Source organism: Paenibacillus sp. J31P190, assembly GCF_059692075.1.
Genome location: NZ_JCAUAS010000014.1, coordinates 16433 through 36049, shown reverse-complemented (window position 1 = coordinate 36049; position 19617 = coordinate 16433). Strand labels below are relative to the sequence as shown.

Here is a 19617-nt window from a genome sequence, read left to right as displayed (position 1 = left end):
ACGCTATTGGCCTAACCGCTAATGGCGTTTTTTTAATTTTTTCCAAATCGTTTTAAGATTTTAACTATCCGCTATTTGAGGAGTATCTTTCTGAAAACAATGCAGCATTTCTATCCATCGGTGGCTACTTAAGAAAAAACTTATTAAGGGACCATCGTTATTGTATCAATAGCCTTTTAGATAATCGACAATTTTTGATGGTTTGTTGAGTAATCCACACATCGTGAGGAATTGATTATTGCAAGCATTTTTTTTACGTTTAGAATGATAAACGTGAGTTGATTAAACAATCAATGTTCATTTCGTTTGTGGTTATTGGAAATATTATATCAGAGCTTGATGCCCCTTTAAAAAGGAGTATTGGCGACTTTAAATCAATATCGAGTTTTAAGGAGGATGCAATTCATGGATACATGGTCGAAAGAAGAACTGCACAAGATTGCTGAAGCTGATGACCTAAACATCTCGCCGTTCCGCGAAGACGGAGTAACCTACGGCACCCTGACTTGGATTTGGTCTGTTGTGGTTGGAGACTCCCTCTATGTACGTGCCTAAAGGGAGGGAAAATGAAATGGATTATACGAAATTTGGAAATACTGGCTTGGATGTATCTCGGATATGTCTTGGTTGAATGGAAATGAAGGGGGGGCTGGGATTTTGCAAAAACGAAACCATTTGCTTATTTTTATTTTGACCGTTGGAGTTTTCGGCATCTTAAATACCGAAATGGGGGTTATCGGGATATTGCCTTCCATTGCGGAACGCTATAATGTAAGTATTTCCCAAGCAGGTTGGTTGGTTAGTCTATTTGCCATAGCTGTAGCAGTGGCTGGTCCAACTATGCCGTTATTGTTTTCGGGGATAAATCGGAAAAAGGTCATGTTACTCGTACTTGGTGTTTTCGTTGTGGGGAACGTGGTCTCTATTTTTGCATCAAATTTTACCATTGTATTAATTGCTCGTGTAATACCAGCCTTTTTTCATCCTGTTTATTGTTCATTGGCCTTTTCAGTAGCTGCTGATTCGGTTAACGAGGAAGAAGCTCCAAGAGCAGTTTCAAAAGTTTTTATTGGCGTATCGGCCGGTATGGTAATCGGTGTACCCATCGCAAGTTTTATTGCTAGCGCAGCTTCTTTACAAATGGCGATGGTATTCTTTGCTGTTGTAAATCTTGTGGTACTCCTTGCTACATTACTATTTATACCATCTATGCCTGTGGAGGATAGACCTTCTTACGGGGCTCAATTGTCCGTATTAAAAAAAACAATTACTTGGCTTTCCATTGCGGCCGTCATTTTATTAAATTCATCCGTTTTTGGAGTTTATAGTTATCTTGCGGAGTATCTGAAAACAGTGACAAATATGTCTTCGAATACAATTAGTTTCATGTTATTCATGTACGGTGGAGCCAATTTGATTGGAAATGTGGTCGCAGGTAAACTGCTTATGAATAGTGCCATCAGATCTGCCGTAGCTTTTCCTTTTGTATTGGGAGCTGTTTACATCATGTTGTTCTTCTTTGGAAAGTTTAGCGTTCCCGTGGCCATCATTACTTTAATCTGGGGCATATTAGCGGGTATTGGAGGTAATATCAATCAATATTTAATGATGTCTGCAGCTCCAGAAGCACCTGATTTCGCTAATGGCTTGTTTTTAACATCAGCAAACTTAGGGACAACCTTTGGTACGGCCATAGGCGGGTTATTTATTTCAGAAATGGGTACACAATACGTTGTAATCGTGGGATTACTTTCATTGATATTAAGTTCAGTAATCATTCTATTAAGAAGTTACATGTCTCCCCACATACAACAACTTTCTAGATAAGGAACTAATGGCTTTTTTGGATAATTTTGCTGAATGGAACTTTACTTTTCGGTCCAAGTATGTCGGGTAATCCATGCACGATGTCAAGAGCGCCCTGACCATTTAGCGGGACGCTCTTGATTTACATGGACTACAGGCTTCTCTCTAACAAGGCTCCAACTTGTTTGGCCATTGCTTGAGGTGGGGATGGCATTCCATTTCTAATCCACCATTCTATGACACCTACATAAGCGATCCCCGTATACTGAAGCATAACATCTTCGCTTAAATCCGTATTTCTTCCGCTTTCTTTGTCAATCTCACCTTTGAATCCTATCGTAACAAAATCAAAAAGCCGCGTTCTAAAAGAAGGGGCCCCTTGACTCGCTAACATGGTCGAAAAGAATAAATAATTTTTCTCGAAATATTCAAAAAAAGGTAAAAGAGCATTGCTCCAATCCAGTCTGCAAGCCCATTCACCCATCTCTCTTAATTCGTTAATGTGTGCTTCTATGAGTTTGTCCAATAGATCATATTTGTCCTGATAATGAAGATAAATGGTACCACGGTTTATGTTTGCCCGGTCAGCAATATCCTGAATTGTAATGTCATCGAAATTTTTTTCAGTCATCAGCTCAATGACAGCCTTTTTCATAGCTTCTTGTGTTTTTAGAATTCTCCGATCCACTTTTGCCATTGTAAATATCCACCAAGCTTTCATAAATAGTTAACATATTCGATTATTGTGTTGAGAAATCAACATATCACGTTTCTTTAACCATTGAAAATCTAAGTCGTACTTATATAATAATAGACGTAAGTTGAATAATCAAATCATGTTGGTTAAAGAAAAGGTGTTTGTTTCAAAATTATGTAATAAAAATTTGGGAGGGATTTAAGAGTGATGGACGTAAAAACTTGGTTTATTACAGGTGCCGGTCGTGGTTTGGGTGTGGATATTGCAAAGGCAGCTTTGTCTGCCGGTCACAGAGTAATCGCTTCAAGCCGTAATACGCAAACTATTTTAAACAAAACTTGCCCGAGCATTGATTAGAATTGTTAACGAGAACCAACCACCTCTCCGCTTTATTGCGGGTGCAGATGCCATGGGCGTCGCTGAACAAAAGATCGCAAAACTCCAGACCGAAGTCGATGCCTACCGTGAGCTCTCGTTATCACTTGCATATAAGAATGAATAGGTGTAGAAATTACAGCTGCGCCTCGGATATCCTCGGAATTACAAGGAAATCAGATAGGGGAGGAGCCTCCTAAGTACCTATAACATCATTTTGAAAAGGACATTACAATTCCTTTGGTTAGGGACGATTGGACCTGAGGGACCCCAAGGAGGATTCTTCAGAGATGGAAAACCAATCGATTGGTAATGAAAAACTCTTATTTGAATAATAACATTGGAGGGAAATTTCCATGGGGCTGGGAAAAAATCAAAACTAATTACGTTACTACTTGTTATCTTCATGGCAGCGGGCATATGCGGACAAACGGCATTCGCATCGGCTAGTAATAATAGCGCAGATACACTAATCGGGACCGATATGTATTATAAAGACTGGAGTTATTCGAGCGGGCTAGTCAAACTAGGGAAGATCGATTCGGGGCTCGAAGAGTTACAAAAAAGCTTCAAGGTATGGATGATGATTTTACGGTAACCATTAAAAAACTGAATTAGGGGGATGCCAACAGAATGAAAAAAGTAGTATCTCTGATTCTCGCTTTGGTGATGGCCTTCTCCCTTGCTGCTTGTGGCGGTAAAGATGCGTCCAATTTCAAAAGAGATGATAATGCGACCAATAACGCAACCTTTACAGAAGTTGGCAAAACTAGTGAAACGAACAACCCAGCTAACCAACCTTCTGCTTCACCGAACAAAGATAATCAAGGCCCTGAAGATGTAAGGATAAAATTGACGATTGATAATAAAGAATTCATTGTAAAGATGTATGATAATCCGACAAGCCGGGACTTTTTGTCAAGGCTCCCGTTGACACTTACATTTAAGGAGTTTGGCGGCTTCGAAAAATTGACTATCCTGGAAAAAGGATTGTCCACAGAAGATGCGCCGCCAGGAAGCGATCCGGAAGTTGGGGATTTCGGTTATTTCGCTCCATGGAAAGATGTGAATATGTATTATAAAGACTGGAGTTATTCGAGCGGACTTGTCAAATTAGGAAAGATCGAATCTGGGCTCGAAGAGTTTATAAAAAAGCTTCAAGATATGCAGGATGATTTTACGGTATCCATTCAAAAAATAGACTAAATGTACTGCCCTGATCGGTGAAAGGTAAAAGGTGAATATAGTAATGCAGCTATTAACAATATCCCTGTTGGCAGTACTTCTACTGGCGGGATGCACACCAAATGAACAACAAATTTCAGCAGCCGAACAGCAGCAAATGGCCGTCGTTTCTATGGAGCAACAACAAGTGATAGCCAATAATCTAAAGGTTCCATGGTCGATTGTTAAACATGAGAATATCATTTATATAACAGAAAGACCCGGAACCATCGTTAAAATTGAAAATGGAGAACTAAACCGACAAAATGTAGAACTTGAGAAAAAATTATCGACAGCTTCAGAAGCAGGTTTGTTAGGATTTGTGCCTGCCCCTGAATTATCCGAGACCGAACGAGCTTATGCTTATTATACGTATGAAGATAGCTCCGGACAATTTAATCGAATTGTATCGCTCCGTTTGGAGGATAATGTTTGGAAGGAAGAGCGCTTACTTCTCGATCATATCCCAAGCGGTTCCTGGCATCAGGGGGGAAGACTTAAGATTGGGCCGGATGGAAAGCTTTATGCAACAACCGGTGATGCCTATAAAACGGTGACAGCGCAAGATCCTCTTTCGTTAGGTGGCAAAATTATTAGAATGAATCTGGATGGATCGATACCGGGCGATAATCCGCTACCTAATTCCTACACTTATAGTTATGGACACCGCAATCCTCAAGGAATTACCTGGTCATACGACGGCAAACTATATGCAAGTGAACACGGTAATACTGCAAATGATGAGATAAATATAATAGGTGCCGGCCAAAATTATGGTTGGCCAACCATTCAAGGCCTTCAGAAACAAGAAGGGATGATTTCACCGCTATTCACTTCCGGCGATGGCACAACTTGGGCACCATCAGGAATGGCCTATGATAATGGCAAACTATACGTTGCGGCACTTAGGGGATCCGCCGTATTAGAATTTGACATTGAAACAGGTCAACAACGTGCGATCGTAACCGGCTTTGGCAGAATCCGAGATGTGCTGATTGAAGATAATTACCTTTATTTCATTAGAAATAATAAGGACGGGCGCGGTACTTCACAGGATAATGACGATAAACTATACAGAATCAAACTATGATTAGATTCAATCTATAAACCTGGAGAAATTGCGAGACTGGGAGCTAGCAAAGATAATGAAGTCCTTCTCGCAAGTCATCTATTGTCTAAGGGTCACCCAAATACTATATACTGTAAGGGAATATACAAGGAGAGGAAGGCGACGTTATGAGCACGGAGGAATGGATTCATGCGGGTACTTTGGAGGAATTGAAGCAAGTAGGCTCTAAGGTTATCAAAGGTGGTATCGCCGTTTTTTACCACGAGGATGAGGTCAGAGCGATAGATAATCGATGTCCTCATCTCGGCTTTCCGCTTCATTTGGGAAGCGTTTGCAACGGCGTGTTGACATGTCACTGGCACCATGCTCGCTTCGACATCTGCAGTGGCGGGACGCTGGATCCCTGGGCGGACGACGCGCCCGCTTACGACGTCAAGGTCGAGAGTGAGGAAGTCTGGGTTAGCTCAAAACCAAGGAACATTGGCAATGCCGAAAAGCTTAAACACCGCTTGCGGGAAGGCCTTGAGCAGAACATCGGCATTGTGATCGCCAAGGCTGTGATAGGGTTGGTCGAATCCGGAGTCCCGGCTGATGAAATTGTCCGTATCGGCGTCACATTCGGTACGTCGCAAGGGAATGGTTGGGGAGCGGGTTTGACCATCCTAACCGCGATGAGAAACGTGCTGCCCAAGCTCGATGCAACCGGTCGAATTCTCGCCTTGTACCACGGATTGGTTCAAGTATCCAGAGCCAGCTCAGGACGTGCTCCCCGTCACTTGCTCGGGGCTCTGCCTTCCTCGCCGGCTTCTACGGAAAGACTGATGGAGTGGTATCGGAACTGTGTCGAGGTGCGCGATACTCAAGGCGCGGAGAAGGTACTGCTGACTGCAATAGCCAATGGCGCTTCATCCGAACAACTCGCCGACATGATGCTGATTTCGGTAACGGACCACTTTTATTTGGATGGCGGCCATACTTTCGACTTTCATAACAAAGCATTTGAGGCGCTGGTAAGCTTGGGAGCTTCGCTCACAGAGCCTATCCTCGCTTCGCTTGTCCCGCTCCTCGGCTCGCCTACCCGCAGCGAAGAACTTCATCACTGGCAGGCGCCGGTCGATCTCGTAACCCCGATTCAGCACGCTTTCGAGAAGCTGCAGCATCCCGTACCTTCGATAAAAACCGTCCAGCTTGATGAACAAGCTTTTGTGGAACAACTCCTTAGTGATAAGGCGATTGAGACGGTCGATCAGTTAACCCGGCTTTTGCTGGACGGAGTTGCGCCTGAACGCTTAGCCCAACTGATCTGCCTGGCAGCGGCCGAGCGGATCGTTAGGTTTCATACCCAAAACGAGTTCGGCGATTGGGTTGCGGTATTGCATGCCTTCACCTACGCTCACGCCGTACACGAACGGCTGCGCCGCTCCAAGGAGCCGCTTCTCAATCGGTCGCTGTATTACGGGGCGATGGCCATTTATCATGACCGTTTTCTTAATGTGCCGCGAGCGCCGAAGCCGAAACCCGCTAATGGCCGCAGCTACGCACCGGAGGAGCTGCTCGAGCTTCTAGACCGCAGGCAGCAGGTGGATGAGGCCGCGAGTTGGGTAGCGGGATATCTTAGCGAACAGCGAGACCCTCAGGTTCTGCTTGGCACACTGGGCATGAGTTTGCTTCGTGAGGACGCCGAATTTCACTCATTTCAGCTTTATGAAGCTGCCGTTACCGAATATGAACATTGGGATGTACGTTCTGATGCATTTGCAAAGCAAGCCAAGGAGACTTGCCTGCTTGCCTGTACCCGATATTTGGCAGCCCACGCCCCAAGTGCGCGGGAATTGCCGCATACGGCTAAGATTGCTTGGCGTTTGTACCGCGGCGAAAGACTGTTCGAGGAAGAGTAGTCGTAAAAAACAGAGTCGCTTGGGAAGTCTATTCTAACGCAAGCTGGATCAATTTACTCGATAGATACCCTATGTTTGGCAACAGCAAGCGGCATTATTCTTGCTGTGGAGACCAGCTAAGTCCCAGCGGCTGCGCCACACGAGGCTAAGTGGCAGCAATGCTTTAAGTTTTCAGGGAAACACAATTAAATCCCAGGCGGAGAAGATGAAAACTTTGAAAATTTTGGTTGGCAGTACTGTGTTCATAGCAAAGCTATATGATAACAAACCAACAAAGGCATTCATGTTACAACTACCAATAATGGTCGATATGACTGAGTTGAATGACACAGAAAAATATTATCATTTGTCAAAAGACTTGCCCGTCGAATCGACGGAGCGGCCTGAAACCATTCGTGCGGGTGAGATTATGTGTTGGTCTTCTAATTCTCTTGTACTTTTCTATAATACGTTCTCCAATTCGTACAGCGGGTACGTCAGGATTGGTTATATTGAGGATGTCACCGGTCTCGCGTCGGCACTTGGCAGGGGGAATGTAAAGGTTATGTTTTCCCTCAGTGATTGAATGTATGAAAAAGGCTAGGTATATACAAATTACCTAGCCTTTTTATGATGGTAATAATTATAAAAACCGCTCCAACAAATCTTGTTCTGCCATAACAAGAGGTGGATAAGGCATTCCATTCTTTAGCCACCAATCCACAAGCTTCTAAGTGGGCAATTGCAACAATTTGCACAATGAACTCTTCACACATCTTTCTAAACTCTTTGAAATTAAAGTTAAGGAAACAACTGCCAACATAAGGGGCCCCTTCACTTACTAACATCGTCGAATAGAATAAATGATTAGGCTCAAAGTATTTCATAGAGTGTACTGTCGACTTGACACAATTCTTTTCAGTAGCCGACCCACGGAAAATTCCCCATTGCCCTTTCAGAAATATCTTGAATGGTAATGTCATCGAAGCTCTTTTTAGACATTAGTTTGATCAGAGCTTTTTATGGCTTCTTTGCTTTTTTTTATTCTTCTGTCTACTTTTGGCATCTTTTGTCACCAGAGCGCCTTTAAAAATAATAAACAATATCTATTAATTTGTTTAATAAACAACGAATTACGCTCTTTTAACCATTGATAGCATCTTGATTTAATTTATAATTATAGACAGGTGTTGATTAATTTTGTTGTGTTTATTTTAATTATAGACTACAGGAGGTTATATATGATTACTGCTCATGCACGCGCTACATTCAGTCCGGAAGGTCCGTTCAAACTAACCACGATCGAGCGCAGGGACCTTCAGCCGCATGATGTCCTCATTGAAATAAAGTACGCTGGTATTTGCCATTCCGACATTCACACTGCTCGTGGCGAGTGGGGGCCGGTTAACTACCCTCTCGTTCCAGGTCACGAGATCGCCGGAATTGTCAACCAGGTTGGTTCGGAAGTCACCAAGTATGCAGTTGGCGATCGAGTAGGAGTAGGCTGTATGGTTGACTCCTGCAGAGAGTGTGATAATTGCTATAAGGGAGAGGAGCAGTACTGCCTCAATGGAATGACGGGTACCTATGGTGCTATTGATCGGTATGGGCAATTTACGCAAGGTGGTTATTCCACTCACATCGTCGTAACCGAAGATTTCGTGGTTAGAATTCCTGACGGTATTGAGCTTGACGCCGCCGCACCGCTCTTGTGTGCCGGTATCACAACATACTCACCGCTGCGCCATTGGGGAGTGGCCCCTGGCAAGAAGGTAGCGGTTGTCGGACTTGGTGGGCTTGGACACATGGCGGTGAAGCTCGCTCATGCCATGGGAGCGGAGGTAACGGTATTATCACAGTCACTAAAGAAGAAAGAAGACGGTTTGCGGCTTGGCGCGGACCAATATTATGCCACAAGCGATCCGGAGACGTTTAAGAAGCTGGCTGGTTCGTTTGACCTCATCGTGAACACCGTGAGCGCGAAGATTGATATCAGTGCCTACCTTTCGCTGCTGGCGTTGGACGGTACAATGGTCAACGTCGGTGCGCCAGCGGAGCCGTTGTCCGTTAACGTATTCTCCCTTATCGGTCATCGTCGGTCATTTGCTGGGTCGATGATCGGTGGAATTCGCGAAACGCAGGAAATGCTTGATTTCTGCGCTGAACACCACATCGCCCCTGAGATCGAAGTTATTTCCGCCAATCTTATTGATGAAGCCTGGGAGCGCGTGCTAGCTTCAGATGTCCGATATCGATTTGTAATCGACATCAGCACGATGGGAAATGAATAAATATTAATCCTAGTAAAATTGAAGGGGCACGCCTACACCGGTGTGTCTATTTACTTGGGAATATTCGTATAGTTACCTTGCTTAATAGGGGGAATACATGAGCAATAGTTGGAAAATCTACATTGCTACAACAAATCAAACCTTTATTGATTTGAAGACGCGGGAGCTGCTTACCCTCTGCATCGTAAGTAGCCTTGGCGGTTGTGAAAATCAAGTCAAAGCGCATGTGGCTGAATATGGGTAATGACAAGGATACGAGGGTATAAATGAGATGATTATTCGTCCCACAGCTCAGTTGGTTAGTAATAAAAACAAAAGAAAGTAGGGAGTAAAAAATGAAGAACGAACACTTAAGCAATAGCACCATCTTTCCGTTGGGTCAAAAAGTAGGACAATACTTTATAGGTGACGCCTACGTACAAATGGTGTTTACCGATCCAATTCCACTCAATACCGCTATCGGGAATGTAACCTTTGCTCCAGGTGCCCGTAATTACTGGCATTCTCATCATGCGGGGCAAGTGTTGTTAGTAACTGCCGGTGAGGGTTGGTATCAAGTAGAAGGAAAACCAGCCCAATTACTTAAAACAGGTGACGTGGTCAATATACCACCAAACAAAAAACATTGGCATGGAGCAACGAAAGATAGCTGGTTTGTACACTTAGCTCTTACACCAGGACAAACAGATTGGTTAGAACCCGTAACCGATGAAGAATATAACAAACTCTAGTAAATGAAAAATATCGTACAGAAACGGCAGACGTATTTAAAAGAACAAAGCAATTTGATTTCGGTACGCAAGTTTATTAATTATCAAAATTGAAAAATCTCAATGAATATAGACCGATAAGGCATCCGCATAAACTGCGGATTTTTTATTTCTCGAGACAAACACTTGTGATAACCGAGAGAACGCTTAGATGTACCAATAAAGATGCAAATAGACTAAGAGATAACTCAGGAAAACTTAAATGGAGATCATTCGAATGCAAAGATTAGAGAGGAAATCGCTATTGTCACGTGAGAAGAACAGTATCTCATTAAAACTAAATGGCGGCGGCTCACAAGTGTTCTTGAGGGTAAAATAGCAGAATCGTATGATTAATTAGCAGGATGCTTTCTTCTTCTAAACAGGACTCCGACTGTATAATGAAAATGTGATAAATAACACTTCTAGCAGAAATAGGGGAGGGTAAAGCATGGTGAATAAGCATCATTTGTTAACGGATGAGCAAAAACAGCAGTTTGAAACGGAAGGTTATTTAATAGTCAAAGGATTGTTTACAGAGGAGCAACTAGCGGAGATTGACAGAACCTTTGAGGACATAAGTCATCAGGTGACCCCGGGGTATTTTGAGCCAGTGTTGCAGCAGGAAACGACCGACCCGTTAAAACGTTATCCGAGGGTCATGCATCCGCACCGGTTTAATGAAACAGCCAAACGCTATATGCTGCATCAACCGATAATGGATGTACTTGCTGAATTGTATGAGGAAGAACCGTTGGCGGCCCAAAGCATGTTCTATTTCAAGCCTCCGGGTGCACGGGGACAGGCGCTTCATCAGGATAACTTCTACTTAAAGGTCGAGCCGGGCAACTGCATCGCCGCTTGGACGGCTGTTGATCCTGCGGATGAGGAGAACGGCGGGCTGTTAGTTGTGCCTAAGACGAGTTCGTATGATATCGTATGTCCTGATCTGTCGGATTCCAAGGAATCATTTACTACGCACTATGTGAAGCCGCCGAAGGATCAGAAGGCAATTCCGGCTGTGATGGAGCGTGGTGATGTGCTCTTTTTCAATGGAAATCTGATTCACGGCTCGTACCGAAATAAGACAAAAGATCGTTTCCGCCGCTCGTTCATTTGTCACTATGCCAACAGCTCGGCCACACGAATTGCTGCGCATTATCGTCCTCTGTTCCGTGCCGATGGCACGCCGGTGGAACTGGCGATCAATCCGAATGGAGGACCATGCGGCGTTGAGTATGATACACCATATGTCCACTAAGCGTGAGCCGCGGCTCGAGGTGCTAATGTCCTGGTGGGGGATGAACGGACAAGGAGTTCAAAATGGCGTCGGTGACGAATGGAGCATGGAGGAGAAGGTGCGGCACATCGCCGAGGCGGGCTACGACGGCATTAACGGCATGCTGCCGGAGGACAAGGAGGCCGATCGTTGGCACCGGTTGCTGGATCAATACAACCTTTCATACAGTGTAAATGCTTATCCGAAAACGGTGGAGGAGCTGGACGTGTTTCTTTGCAAGGCAAAATCGTTCGGAAGAGTTGATTTTGTCAACGTACAGGTGATGAGGCCGTTTCTAGTCGGAGAGCAAGCAGTGCAACTGCTTGCGGACATGGCGGAGTTATCACATTCTGCGGGCATCCCGGCATATATCGAAACGCACCGCGGTACGATTACGCAGGATCTGCTGCGAACGGTAGAGTATGCTCACCGCTTGCCTGGGCTTGAGCTGACAATTGACTTCTCACATTATGTCGTTGCCGGGGAAATGCATACCGTGTCGGATGACGCAGAAAAACTGCTTCAGGCGCTGCTCCCCCGGACGAAGAGCATACACGCTCGCGTATCAAACGGGGAACAGGTGCAGATCGACTTACCCATGCTTGGAAGCGCGGATGAGGAGGGTGCTGCTGATCGCGAGTTCGAACACCCGATGTTGAAGCATTTTCAACGTTGGTGGCTCGGAGGGATGCGTAACTGGCGTCAAGTGGCACAGGAAGGCGAGGTGCTGCCGTTTGTCTGCGAGCTGGGGCCGCCACCTTATGCGATCACTGTGAGCGGCCTGCACAACAAGCAGTGCGAGGTGAGCGACCGCTGGACGCAAGCGCTGCTGTTTGCAAGGATCGCCCGGTCCTTATGGGAACGGGTTTAAACAAAACGTATTGATATTAAAACCCGCAAGGAAGATATGTTAGAAACTTAAATCCACCCGGTCGTTTACGACGCGGGTCTTTTTTAATGAATGAATCAGCGGCGGCGCTGGAGTAAAAATAAGGTGAAATTTGTTTCATTAATGTAGGTAGATTCGTGATCTGAGATGTCCAGCGACGCAAATATACACTGATACGAAAAAAAAGTGATAGATCAATTGAAGTTGAGACAATAAATTATTATATAAACTCATTGCATTGAACTCTAGAATGCGATATATTGCATATACATGCAATATTGAAGAGGAGATTGCTTATGCCAGTACCTCCCAATTTTTCTTCACCAACTCGTATATCAGCTAAAGAACGAGCATTAACTCAAATCCAAAGATGGATCATTGAGGGTACACTCGTGCCGGGCGAGAAATTAATTGATGCTGAACTAGCGGAATCTTTGGCTGTTAGTAGAACTCCAATCAGGGAGGCTTTTCAGCTTTTGGAAATGCAAGGACTTGTCTCGATGTTTCCTGGTAAAGAAACGAGAGTAACGAGCATAGAAAAAGAAGATATTCTTAAGATGTACCCAACGCTCGCTGCGCTCTATTCTTTGGCTGCAGAATATGCAGCAAAACTCATTTCACTGGAACAGATCGAGGTCTTGAAAGAAATAAATAAGCAATTCGCCCAAGCCATCCAGAGTGGACAGACTTACCAAGCTATGGAACTTGATGAGCAGTTTCATAATTTAATTGTAGATGTATCGGATAACGCGTACATCGCATCATTTAGTACATCACTGCAAATTCATATAAGAAGGTTTAAATATGTCTTTCTTAAGCAACCAGTCACAGGAACACTTACCTCTGCGGAAGAGCACGGATCTATCATATTAGCTTTGGAGCAGAAAGACACTGAAAAAGCCTCAGCATATATGAAACAAAACTTAATAAGACCTATGCATGAACTGTATGCCCTAATCTAATAGTGAAAGGATGAATGAGTATGTCTGGTCAAAAAGATTTAAGAATTCGGAGCAAAGTTATAAGTGAGGGAGTTAATCGCGTCCCTAATCGCGCTATGCTGAGGGCTGTCGGTTTTAAAGACGAGGATTTCAAGAAGCCGATGATTGGCGTGGCGAGTACGTGGAGTGAAGTAACCCCATGCAACATGCATATTGATTCCTTAGCGCTTGCAGCGAAAAAGGGAATTCAGCTTCATGGCGGCGCTCCTCTGATTTTTAACACCATTACGGTTTCAGATGGAATTTCGATGGGGCATGACGGGATGTTGTACTCATTACCAAGCCGTGAAGCTATAGCAGACTCCATTGAGATTGTTACGAACGCAGAGCGTTTCGATGCACTTGTTGCTGTAGGCGGATGCGATAAAAATACACCAGCGTGTTTAATGGCTATCGGCCGACTGAATTTGCCTGCGGTATATGTATATGGCGGAACAATTCAGCCTGGGAAGTTAGACGGTAAAGACGTAGATATTGTCAGTGCTTTTGAAGCAGTAGGGCTGTATCATGATGGTAAAATAAGTGATGAGCAGCTTCACAAGGTAGAGTGCAACGCTTGCCCTGGGGCCGGAGCTTGTGGAGGAATGTATACAGCTAACACAATGGCATCTGCTGCAGAAGCATTAGGCATGAGTCTTCCTGGTTCATCCTCTACCTCAGCGATATCACCTCAAAAAGCATTGGAATGTGAAGAAGCAGGTGAGCGAGTACTCGAACTACTTGAGAAGGGAATTTATCCGCGCGATATTATGACAAAGAAAGCATTTGAGAATGCGATTACACTTGTAATGGCATTGGGGGGCTCTACCAATGCCTTCCTGCATCTAATTGCGATTGCACACTCTGTCCAAGTAGAGTTAACCTATGATGATTTTGAACGCATTCGTGTAAAAGTGCCTCACATTGCAGATCTTAAGCCGAGCGGGAAGTATGTCATGCAGGATCTAAGTGATATTGGTGGGGTTCCCGGCGTGATGAAGCTTCTTCTTGAGCAAGGTCTTCTCCATGGTGATTGTATGACGATTACCGGTAAAACTTTAGCAGAAAATTTGGCAGCATCAAAACCGTTGCTTGAAAATCAAGACATTATTCGCCCGTTTAATAATCCCTTAAAGACGAGTGGGCCGTTAGTCGTCCTAAAGGGCAATCTGGCTCCAGAAGGCGCAATTGCCAAAATGTCAGGGATGAAAAAGTCTCGTTTCACTGGTCCTGCACGCGTATATGATAGCGAGGCAGCAGCTACTGAGGCAATATTACAAAACCAGATCCGCAAAGGAGATGTGTTAGTTATTCGGTATTGTGGACCGAAGGGCGGACCAGGCATGCCAGAAATGCTTTCAGTTACCGCTTTAATCGTTGGGAAAGGGTTTGGTGGAGAAGTTGCTCTCATTACTGATGGTAGATTTTCAGGTGGCTCACATGGTTTTGTAGTTGGTCATGTTGCACCAGAAGCACAAGTAGGTGGACCCATAGCTCTTCTGCAAGAGGGTGATAACATTACCATTGATAGTGAAACGCAAGAAATTAGCTTTGAAATTTCGGAAGTAGAGTTAGCGAAACGCAAGAATGAATGGGTTGAACCACAATTGAAATTTACCACAGGTGTTCTTAGTAAATACGCGAGATTAGTTTCATCTGCTTCCAAAGGGGCCGTTACAGATTTATTTTAGTAGGTTGTAAACTCAGTTATGACGAGTCAATGATTGAGAAGGGTCATTAACGAGGAACTATAGTTCAATAAAACAGCGGTAGTCTAAGCTTCTATTCTTTCGCCTAAGGCTACCGCTGTTTGTTATGATTGGGTCAATCCGCTTTGCTTCGAGGTTTAAGTATACCTAACTTGAATCTCTCCGTAGATAATAAAGTCGGAGATTTCTTAGTCAAACTTACATAACTTTAAACTTCTGAATGATTCTCTCCATTTTTTCCGCTTCTTTACTAAGTGAATCTGACAGTGAAGATACTTCTTTTACCAAATTAGTCTGTATGATTGTTTTATCATTCACTATTTTCACCCCATTTAGCGATTCTTGAGATACATGTGCCATCTCAGATACGGAGGCTGAAATTTCTTCGGAGCCAGCAGCCATCTGTTCTGAAACGGCTGACAACTCCTGGATTTGGACAGCAATACCTTTTGCGGAATGTAAGATTTTTTGAAAGGAGTCTCTCGCGTATAGGACTTTTTGATTTCCAAGCACCACTTCTTCAGATACTCTATGCATAGCTTTTACAGTTTCCGTAGAATCGCTTCTAATTTGTTTTAATAAATCTGATATCTCCGATGCCGAAGAAGCTGATCCTTCAGCTAACTTTCTAATTTCCGATGCGACAACTGAAAAACCTTTTCCATGCTCGCCTGCCCGCGCAGCTTCAATTGAAGCATTTAAGGAAAGCAAGTTGGTTTGATTGGCTATCTCCATAATAGCTCCAACGATTTTTTCAATATGTGATGACCGTTCACTAAGCTTGGTGACAATGTTTAGGGAAGATTTAAGGGAATCATCAATCGAATGCATTTGCTGCTGTGCTTGTTCCATATGTCCAAAACCTTCTACAGCTTCACTTTCAGTGTCTCCAGCAGATTCAGATAGCTCATTAGCAGATTCTGCTATTCTCTGTACACCTTTGGCCATTTCTTCTATTGCTCGCGCACCGTCTAATGTATTTTGTACGGAAGTTGTTGCTCCTTGTTGGATTCCTTCTATACTTCTGGCAATTTCCACTGTTGCAGTTGCAGTTTCTTTGGTATTGCAAGTTAAATTTTCTGTGGATTGAAACACATTCTTAGAAGCTTGCGATATATCTAGGACCATAGCCAACAAACTATCCAGCATAGCGTTTAATGAGGAAGCGATTTCTCCGATTTCATCCTTAGAAGATACGGATAGTCTTGTCGTAAGATCTCCACCCTGACTTGCTAATTCCGCTATTTTTTCATTCACCGTTTTTAAAGGTTTCAGCTTAACAATGATGAAATAAAGCATAGCGAAGAATGTTAGGAATGTGATAATTAACAATATAACTGCAAGGTTCAACATGCTGCTTGCCTGTTGTCTTGCTTGAATTACTTCTTTTTCAGCCCTTGCATTCATTTTTGTCTGAAATTCATCAATCGGATCCCTAATGATCTTCTTGTTATCATCATAATTTTTGTCAAACATTAGCTTCCTGGCTCTATCGAAGTCTTTACTCGCAACTGCTTTCATGGCTTCATCTTCTGTTTTTATTAATGCATCCGAGTTTTGCTTTGCTTTTTCTATGAGATCCAATTCTGCCTGTGGAGCATTTAATTCCTTTAATTTCATGACAACATGATCTCGTGTCTTAGTCTCATTAACTTCTTTCCAATAATTATTAAAATACTCTTTTTCCCCGAATTGCACGTATCTTCTGGCTTCATTCGTCAAATAATCTGAAGCATTAGCCAGATCTGTACCCAGTTGTTTAAATTCTGATTGTCTTTGCAAGGACAGCCGTTCTTGTTTAATGTCTTTTTGCAGAAAATACACGCTAATGCCATTTAAGACAGACAGCAAAAGAAAAATAACACACATCAGCTTTAAGATCATAGAAATTCTCATCTTTGATATTCTCATTGTCACAACCCCTTTTCACTGTTATTCATTCATAATTCGACGCAAATCGACATGTATTCCTTTTATTTTCGCTCCTTCGATAATAAGAAAATGTTAATATCCACAACATTTCAAGTCTGATATTCTCCCAAATTCCGTCGTGGCAGCAATTTAGCTACTTTGGAACAATGATAAAAAGACGGCTCTGTTCGCATCGTATTGCGATAGAGACGGATTTCGGATTTCTCTGGGTTTCTATATAACTTTTTCTGCCAATTCGTTCAATAACGAAAAACTATAGTTGAATGAAAACCCAGGACAAGGCTGCCGATTTGATCTGTGGCCTTCATTAAGTTAACGGGAGGATAGTGCAATACGTGTGCACAGAAATGTGGTAAAATATTTCCAGTGATACATGTCTCCAATATCGAAAGGGAGTATGTCAGTGCAAACCCTGATAATAAAACCCTATAAGCCAATAAGGGATAAAGCCGCAATCAGAACCATTTTATGTGGAAATATGAAGCTCGGGGTAGGCATATGGGGAGGAAAGATGAAGATAGTTGTTGCAACTGATTCAGACTATGGATACATACGAGAACGTGACCATCATATTTTAGAGAACTTAATATTGCCAAAAATAAAGAAAAAAGAAATATACATACTACGGAACCAAGATGAAAGTTGTCCTCTTATGGGAAGAAGAAATGAAACAAAACGGTTTTAAATTGGTTATGACGTCTACTCAGGCTAACGAAGAGGCACAGCACTTCTACAGAAATTTAGGATATAAGGATGCGGGATGTTTATTACTCGAAAATGAGCCGATGGAAATCATTATGACTAAAAAATTAATTTAACGTGGAATTCAGAGGGAAATAAAGGACCAGTGTTGAGTTATAGGAAGTATAACTCGATTTTCGTACCGTTCACTTGAATCATGATTTTTCTCTCGCTATCCAGCCAATCCAGCTTTCCGCCAAGTTCCTCAATTAAGATGCATGTTAAGCATCCCTCGAAGCCTACCATTTTATGTTGACTTTTGACGATTAATCTTAGACGATATGCAAGATTCTGTTTCTTTCAAATCCAGTATAATATACTTATTAAGTATGGTAGAAGACAAGATATGCATATGGAATCAAACTCTTATGTATTAAACAAGAGGAGAGTGCTTATGTATTCTTTATTGATCGTTGACGATGAAAGATGGGTTCGTCAAGGTTTACGTTCAACCATTGATTGGGAAGCAGAAGGTATCGAAGTGCTTGGTGAAGCGGAGGATGGAGAAGAGGCTTTAAAATTAATTCAAACCCGGACACCGGATATAATCATCACGGATATCAAAATGCCCCGAATGGACGGTCTTGTTTTAATTGAAGCGGTCAAGAATCGCAATCTGCCATCGAAGATTATTATTATTAGTGGATACAGTGATTTTAGTTCCGCCCAGAAGGCCCTGAGATACGGGGCGTCCGACTACGTGCTTAAACCAATTGAAGAAACGCAGATGCTGGATGTTGTGCGTAAATGTATCACACAAATCAAGCGCGAGAATGAAGATCATCGTCAATTTGTTCAGATGTCAGAACGTATTCGAGAAAGCTTACCTCTGGCCCGACAGAGATATCTTGAAACGCTGTTAATGAATGAAAGCGCTTCGAATCAGTATATGAGGACTCTTTGGGATCGGCTTAACATCCATTTGGATCCCAATCGGCTGAAAGTGATATGTGTAAAAGTATATGATTGGGGACCGCATTCAAATAATCCGAAGGAGCACTATTTACTTCGTTATGCCATAGGTAATATAGCTAAAGGAATTGGAAATGCAGCGGGAAAACTGATAACGTGCCCTTTGGATCATCATGAAGATACGGATCTCGTTATATTACAGTCCCCATTCTATGAGGGGGACGACGGAAGCAAACAAGGTATGGAATCCTTCGTTGAAGCTTGCCGACGGCACTTGGGGATCGGGATCAATATTGGGATAAGCAAATTGAGCGAAAGCGTAAACCTTCATGCATCTTTCCAAGAGGCTGTTCACGCAGGCGCTTACGCATTATATGACGGTTACGGGAAGGTTTACGAAGCAGAGCGATTGGAGCAGCTTCAATCTTTGCAGGCTCAGGAATTTACAGGGCCTAACGGTTGGGATAATCGGTTCGTGCATGTGGTGAAACTGGGCGATGATGCGGCGCTTAGTGAATTGATTGATGAGCTGATTGCACATTTACAAACGTGTCGACAGAAATATCCACCTCATCAGTTGCGAGACGGATTAGTAGCTCTGCTTAATGAAATTGAAAAAAAGCTGGAGTCAAGTCACCCCTCAGAGAAATCCTCAAGCAGAAATAGACTCTTCATTCCTTACTGTACTTTGTCGGAAATGAAAGACGAACTGTTGATGGTTGTCCGCCAATACCAACAAGTCCACAACGCCTACGGAAATCGAAAAAAGTCCATCGAACTGGCAATCAAGTATTTGGAAGTGCATTGTACGGAAGCGATTACCATGAACCAGGTTGCCGGACATCTATTTTTGAATCCTTCTTATTTCAGTAAAATATTCCATGAGAAAACAGGTGAAACTTTCAGCAAATATTTAATTCGCCTCAGGATGGAAAAGGCCAAGAACCTTCTTAAAGTTTCGACGCTTAAAATATACGAGGTCGCTGAACAGGTAGGTTACCAGGATTTCCGGCATTTTGCCAAGCTGTTTAAGGACCAGGAGGGGATGACCCCTGCCCAGTACAGGGATTTGGGCGTACTGTAACCT

The 19617-nt window shown here is 43.2% G+C and carries 17 protein-coding genes and 2 pseudogenes; 16 read left to right on the top strand and 3 right to left on the bottom strand.

Features of this window, described 5'->3' with window-relative positions:
- Window positions 1–405 precede the first annotated feature (405 nt).
- The gene (locus tag AC58U0_RS22485) at window positions 406–555 is read left to right on the top strand and encodes a DUF2255 family protein (RefSeq protein WP_497381186.1); all 150 of its coding nucleotides are present in this window, start codon (window positions 406–408) and stop codon (window positions 553–555) included.
- Between the two features lie 102 nt (window positions 556–657).
- Window positions 658–1827 (top strand): MFS transporter, encoded by a 1170-nt coding sequence (locus AC58U0_RS22480; protein ID WP_497381185.1) that lies wholly within the window; start codon window positions 658–660, stop codon window positions 1825–1827.
- Between the two features lie 130 nt (window positions 1828–1957).
- On the opposite strand, the gene AC58U0_RS22475 is transcribed toward AC58U0_RS22480, so the two are convergent.
- On the bottom strand, window positions 1958–2503 hold the full coding sequence (locus tag AC58U0_RS22475; protein ID WP_497381184.1) for a TetR/AcrR family transcriptional regulator: 546 nt from the start codon (window positions 2501–2503) through the stop codon (window positions 1958–1960).
- 204 nt (window positions 2504–2707) lie between these two features.
- Here AC58U0_RS22475 and AC58U0_RS22470 point away from each other — a divergent pair, with 204 nt between their 5' ends.
- The 5 genes from AC58U0_RS22470 (at window position 2708) to AC58U0_RS22450 (ending at window position 7634) form a co-directional block, all read left to right on the top strand.
- On the top strand, window positions 2708–2860 hold the full coding sequence (locus AC58U0_RS22470; protein ID WP_497381183.1) for a hypothetical protein: 153 nt from the start codon (window positions 2708–2710) through the stop codon (window positions 2858–2860).
- A gap of 651 nt (window positions 2861–3511) precedes the next feature.
- Window positions 3512–4084 (top strand): cyclophilin-like fold protein, encoded by a 573-nt coding sequence (locus AC58U0_RS22465; RefSeq protein WP_497381182.1) that lies wholly within the window; start codon window positions 3512–3514, stop codon window positions 4082–4084.
- Between the two features lie 43 nt (window positions 4085–4127).
- The gene (locus AC58U0_RS22460; RefSeq protein WP_497381181.1) at window positions 4128–5192 is read left to right on the top strand and encodes a PQQ-dependent sugar dehydrogenase; all 1065 of its coding nucleotides are present in this window, start codon (window positions 4128–4130) and stop codon (window positions 5190–5192) included.
- A gap of 146 nt (window positions 5193–5338) precedes the next feature.
- The gene (locus AC58U0_RS22455; RefSeq protein WP_497381180.1) at window positions 5339–7069 is read left to right on the top strand and encodes a Rieske (2Fe-2S) protein; all 1731 of its coding nucleotides are present in this window, start codon (window positions 5339–5341) and stop codon (window positions 7067–7069) included.
- A gap of 205 nt (window positions 7070–7274) precedes the next feature.
- Entirely contained in the window at window positions 7275–7634 is a 360-nt protein-coding gene (locus AC58U0_RS22450; protein ID WP_497381179.1) for a cyclophilin-like fold protein, read from the top strand.
- A gap of 57 nt (window positions 7635–7691) precedes the next feature.
- Here the strand turns inward: AC58U0_RS22450 and AC58U0_RS22445 are convergent.
- Window positions 7692–8114 (bottom strand): annotated as a pseudogene (locus AC58U0_RS22445) (TetR-like C-terminal domain-containing protein).
- A 175-nt stretch (window positions 8115–8289) separates the two neighbouring features.
- Between AC58U0_RS22445 and AC58U0_RS22440 the strand changes: the two are divergent.
- The 7 genes from AC58U0_RS22440 (at window position 8290) to ilvD (ending at window position 14927) form a co-directional block, all read left to right on the top strand.
- Complete coding sequence (locus AC58U0_RS22440) at window positions 8290–9339, top strand: NAD(P)-dependent alcohol dehydrogenase (protein WP_497381178.1); 1050 nt, start codon at window positions 8290–8292, stop codon at window positions 9337–9339.
- Between the two features lie 97 nt (window positions 9340–9436).
- Complete coding sequence (locus AC58U0_RS22435) at window positions 9437–9583, top strand: hypothetical protein (RefSeq protein WP_497381177.1); 147 nt, start codon at window positions 9437–9439, stop codon at window positions 9581–9583.
- A 91-nt stretch (window positions 9584–9674) separates the two neighbouring features.
- Window positions 9675–10070: a cupin domain-containing protein gene (locus AC58U0_RS22430; RefSeq protein ID WP_497381176.1), complete on the top strand. Its 396-nt coding sequence runs from the start codon at window positions 9675–9677 to the stop codon at window positions 10068–10070.
- Between the two features lie 469 nt (window positions 10071–10539).
- Window positions 10540–11349 carry a phytanoyl-CoA dioxygenase family protein gene (locus AC58U0_RS22425; protein ID WP_497381175.1) on the top strand — a complete coding sequence of 270 codons (810 nt, stop codon included), beginning with the start codon at window positions 10540–10542 and terminating at the stop codon, window positions 11347–11349.
- 25 nt (window positions 11350–11374) lie between these two features.
- Entirely contained in the window at window positions 11375–12238 is an 864-nt protein-coding gene (locus AC58U0_RS22420) for a sugar phosphate isomerase/epimerase family protein (RefSeq protein ID WP_497381174.1), read from the top strand.
- A gap of 314 nt (window positions 12239–12552) precedes the next feature.
- Window positions 12553–13218, top strand: a complete 666-nt coding sequence (locus AC58U0_RS22415) for a GntR family transcriptional regulator (RefSeq protein WP_497381173.1) — start codon at window positions 12553–12555, stop codon at window positions 13216–13218.
- Window positions 13219–13238: 20 nt separating this feature from the next.
- The gene (gene ilvD, locus AC58U0_RS22410) at window positions 13239–14927 is read left to right on the top strand and encodes a dihydroxy-acid dehydratase (protein WP_497381172.1); all 1689 of its coding nucleotides are present in this window, start codon (window positions 13239–13241) and stop codon (window positions 14925–14927) included.
- A gap of 216 nt (window positions 14928–15143) precedes the next feature.
- Here ilvD and AC58U0_RS22405 read toward each other — a convergent pair whose 3' ends face one another.
- Complete coding sequence (locus tag AC58U0_RS22405; protein ID WP_497381171.1) at window positions 15144–16856, bottom strand: methyl-accepting chemotaxis protein; 1713 nt, start codon at window positions 16854–16856, stop codon at window positions 15144–15146.
- Window positions 16857–17388: 532 nt separating this feature from the next.
- Between AC58U0_RS22405 and AC58U0_RS22400 the strand changes: the two are divergent.
- Window positions 17389–17695, top strand: a pseudogene (locus tag AC58U0_RS22400) (N-acetyltransferase).
- Between the two features lie 317 nt (window positions 17696–18012).
- The gene (locus AC58U0_RS22395) at window positions 18013–19614 is read left to right on the top strand and encodes a response regulator (protein WP_497381170.1); all 1602 of its coding nucleotides are present in this window, start codon (window positions 18013–18015) and stop codon (window positions 19612–19614) included.
- Window positions 19615–19617 lie beyond the last annotated feature (3 nt).

Coding starts and splice junctions, on each gene's coding strand:
- AC58U0_RS22485 (WP_497381186.1), top strand. CDS start 406: ATGGATACATGGTCGAAAGAAGAACTGCACAAGATTGCTGAAGCTGAT.
- AC58U0_RS22475 (WP_497381184.1), bottom strand. CDS start 2,503: ATGGCAAAAGTGGATCGGAGAATTCTAAAAACACAAGAAGCTATGAAA.
- AC58U0_RS22465 (WP_497381182.1), top strand. CDS start 3,512: ATGAAAAAAGTAGTATCTCTGATTCTCGCTTTGGTGATGGCCTTCTCC.
- AC58U0_RS22460 (WP_497381181.1), top strand. CDS start 4,128: ATGCAGCTATTAACAATATCCCTGTTGGCAGTACTTCTACTGGCGGGA.
- AC58U0_RS22455 (WP_497381180.1), top strand. CDS start 5,339: ATGAGCACGGAGGAATGGATTCATGCGGGTACTTTGGAGGAATTGAAG.
- AC58U0_RS22450 (WP_497381179.1), top strand. CDS start 7,275: ATGAAAACTTTGAAAATTTTGGTTGGCAGTACTGTGTTCATAGCAAAG.
- AC58U0_RS22440 (WP_497381178.1), top strand. CDS start 8,290: ATGATTACTGCTCATGCACGCGCTACATTCAGTCCGGAAGGTCCGTTC.
- AC58U0_RS22435 (WP_497381177.1), top strand. CDS start 9,437: ATGAGCAATAGTTGGAAAATCTACATTGCTACAACAAATCAAACCTTT.
- AC58U0_RS22430 (WP_497381176.1), top strand. CDS start 9,675: ATGAAGAACGAACACTTAAGCAATAGCACCATCTTTCCGTTGGGTCAA.
- AC58U0_RS22425 (WP_497381175.1), top strand. CDS start 10,540: ATGGTGAATAAGCATCATTTGTTAACGGATGAGCAAAAACAGCAGTTT.
- AC58U0_RS22420 (WP_497381174.1), top strand. CDS start 11,375: ATGTCCTGGTGGGGGATGAACGGACAAGGAGTTCAAAATGGCGTCGGT.
- AC58U0_RS22415 (WP_497381173.1), top strand. CDS start 12,553: ATGCCAGTACCTCCCAATTTTTCTTCACCAACTCGTATATCAGCTAAA.
- ilvD (WP_497381172.1), top strand. CDS start 13,239: ATGTCTGGTCAAAAAGATTTAAGAATTCGGAGCAAAGTTATAAGTGAG.
- AC58U0_RS22405 (WP_497381171.1), bottom strand. CDS start 16,856: ATGAGAATATCAAAGATGAGAATTTCTATGATCTTAAAGCTGATGTGT.
- AC58U0_RS22395 (WP_497381170.1), top strand. CDS start 18,013: ATGTATTCTTTATTGATCGTTGACGATGAAAGATGGGTTCGTCAAGGT.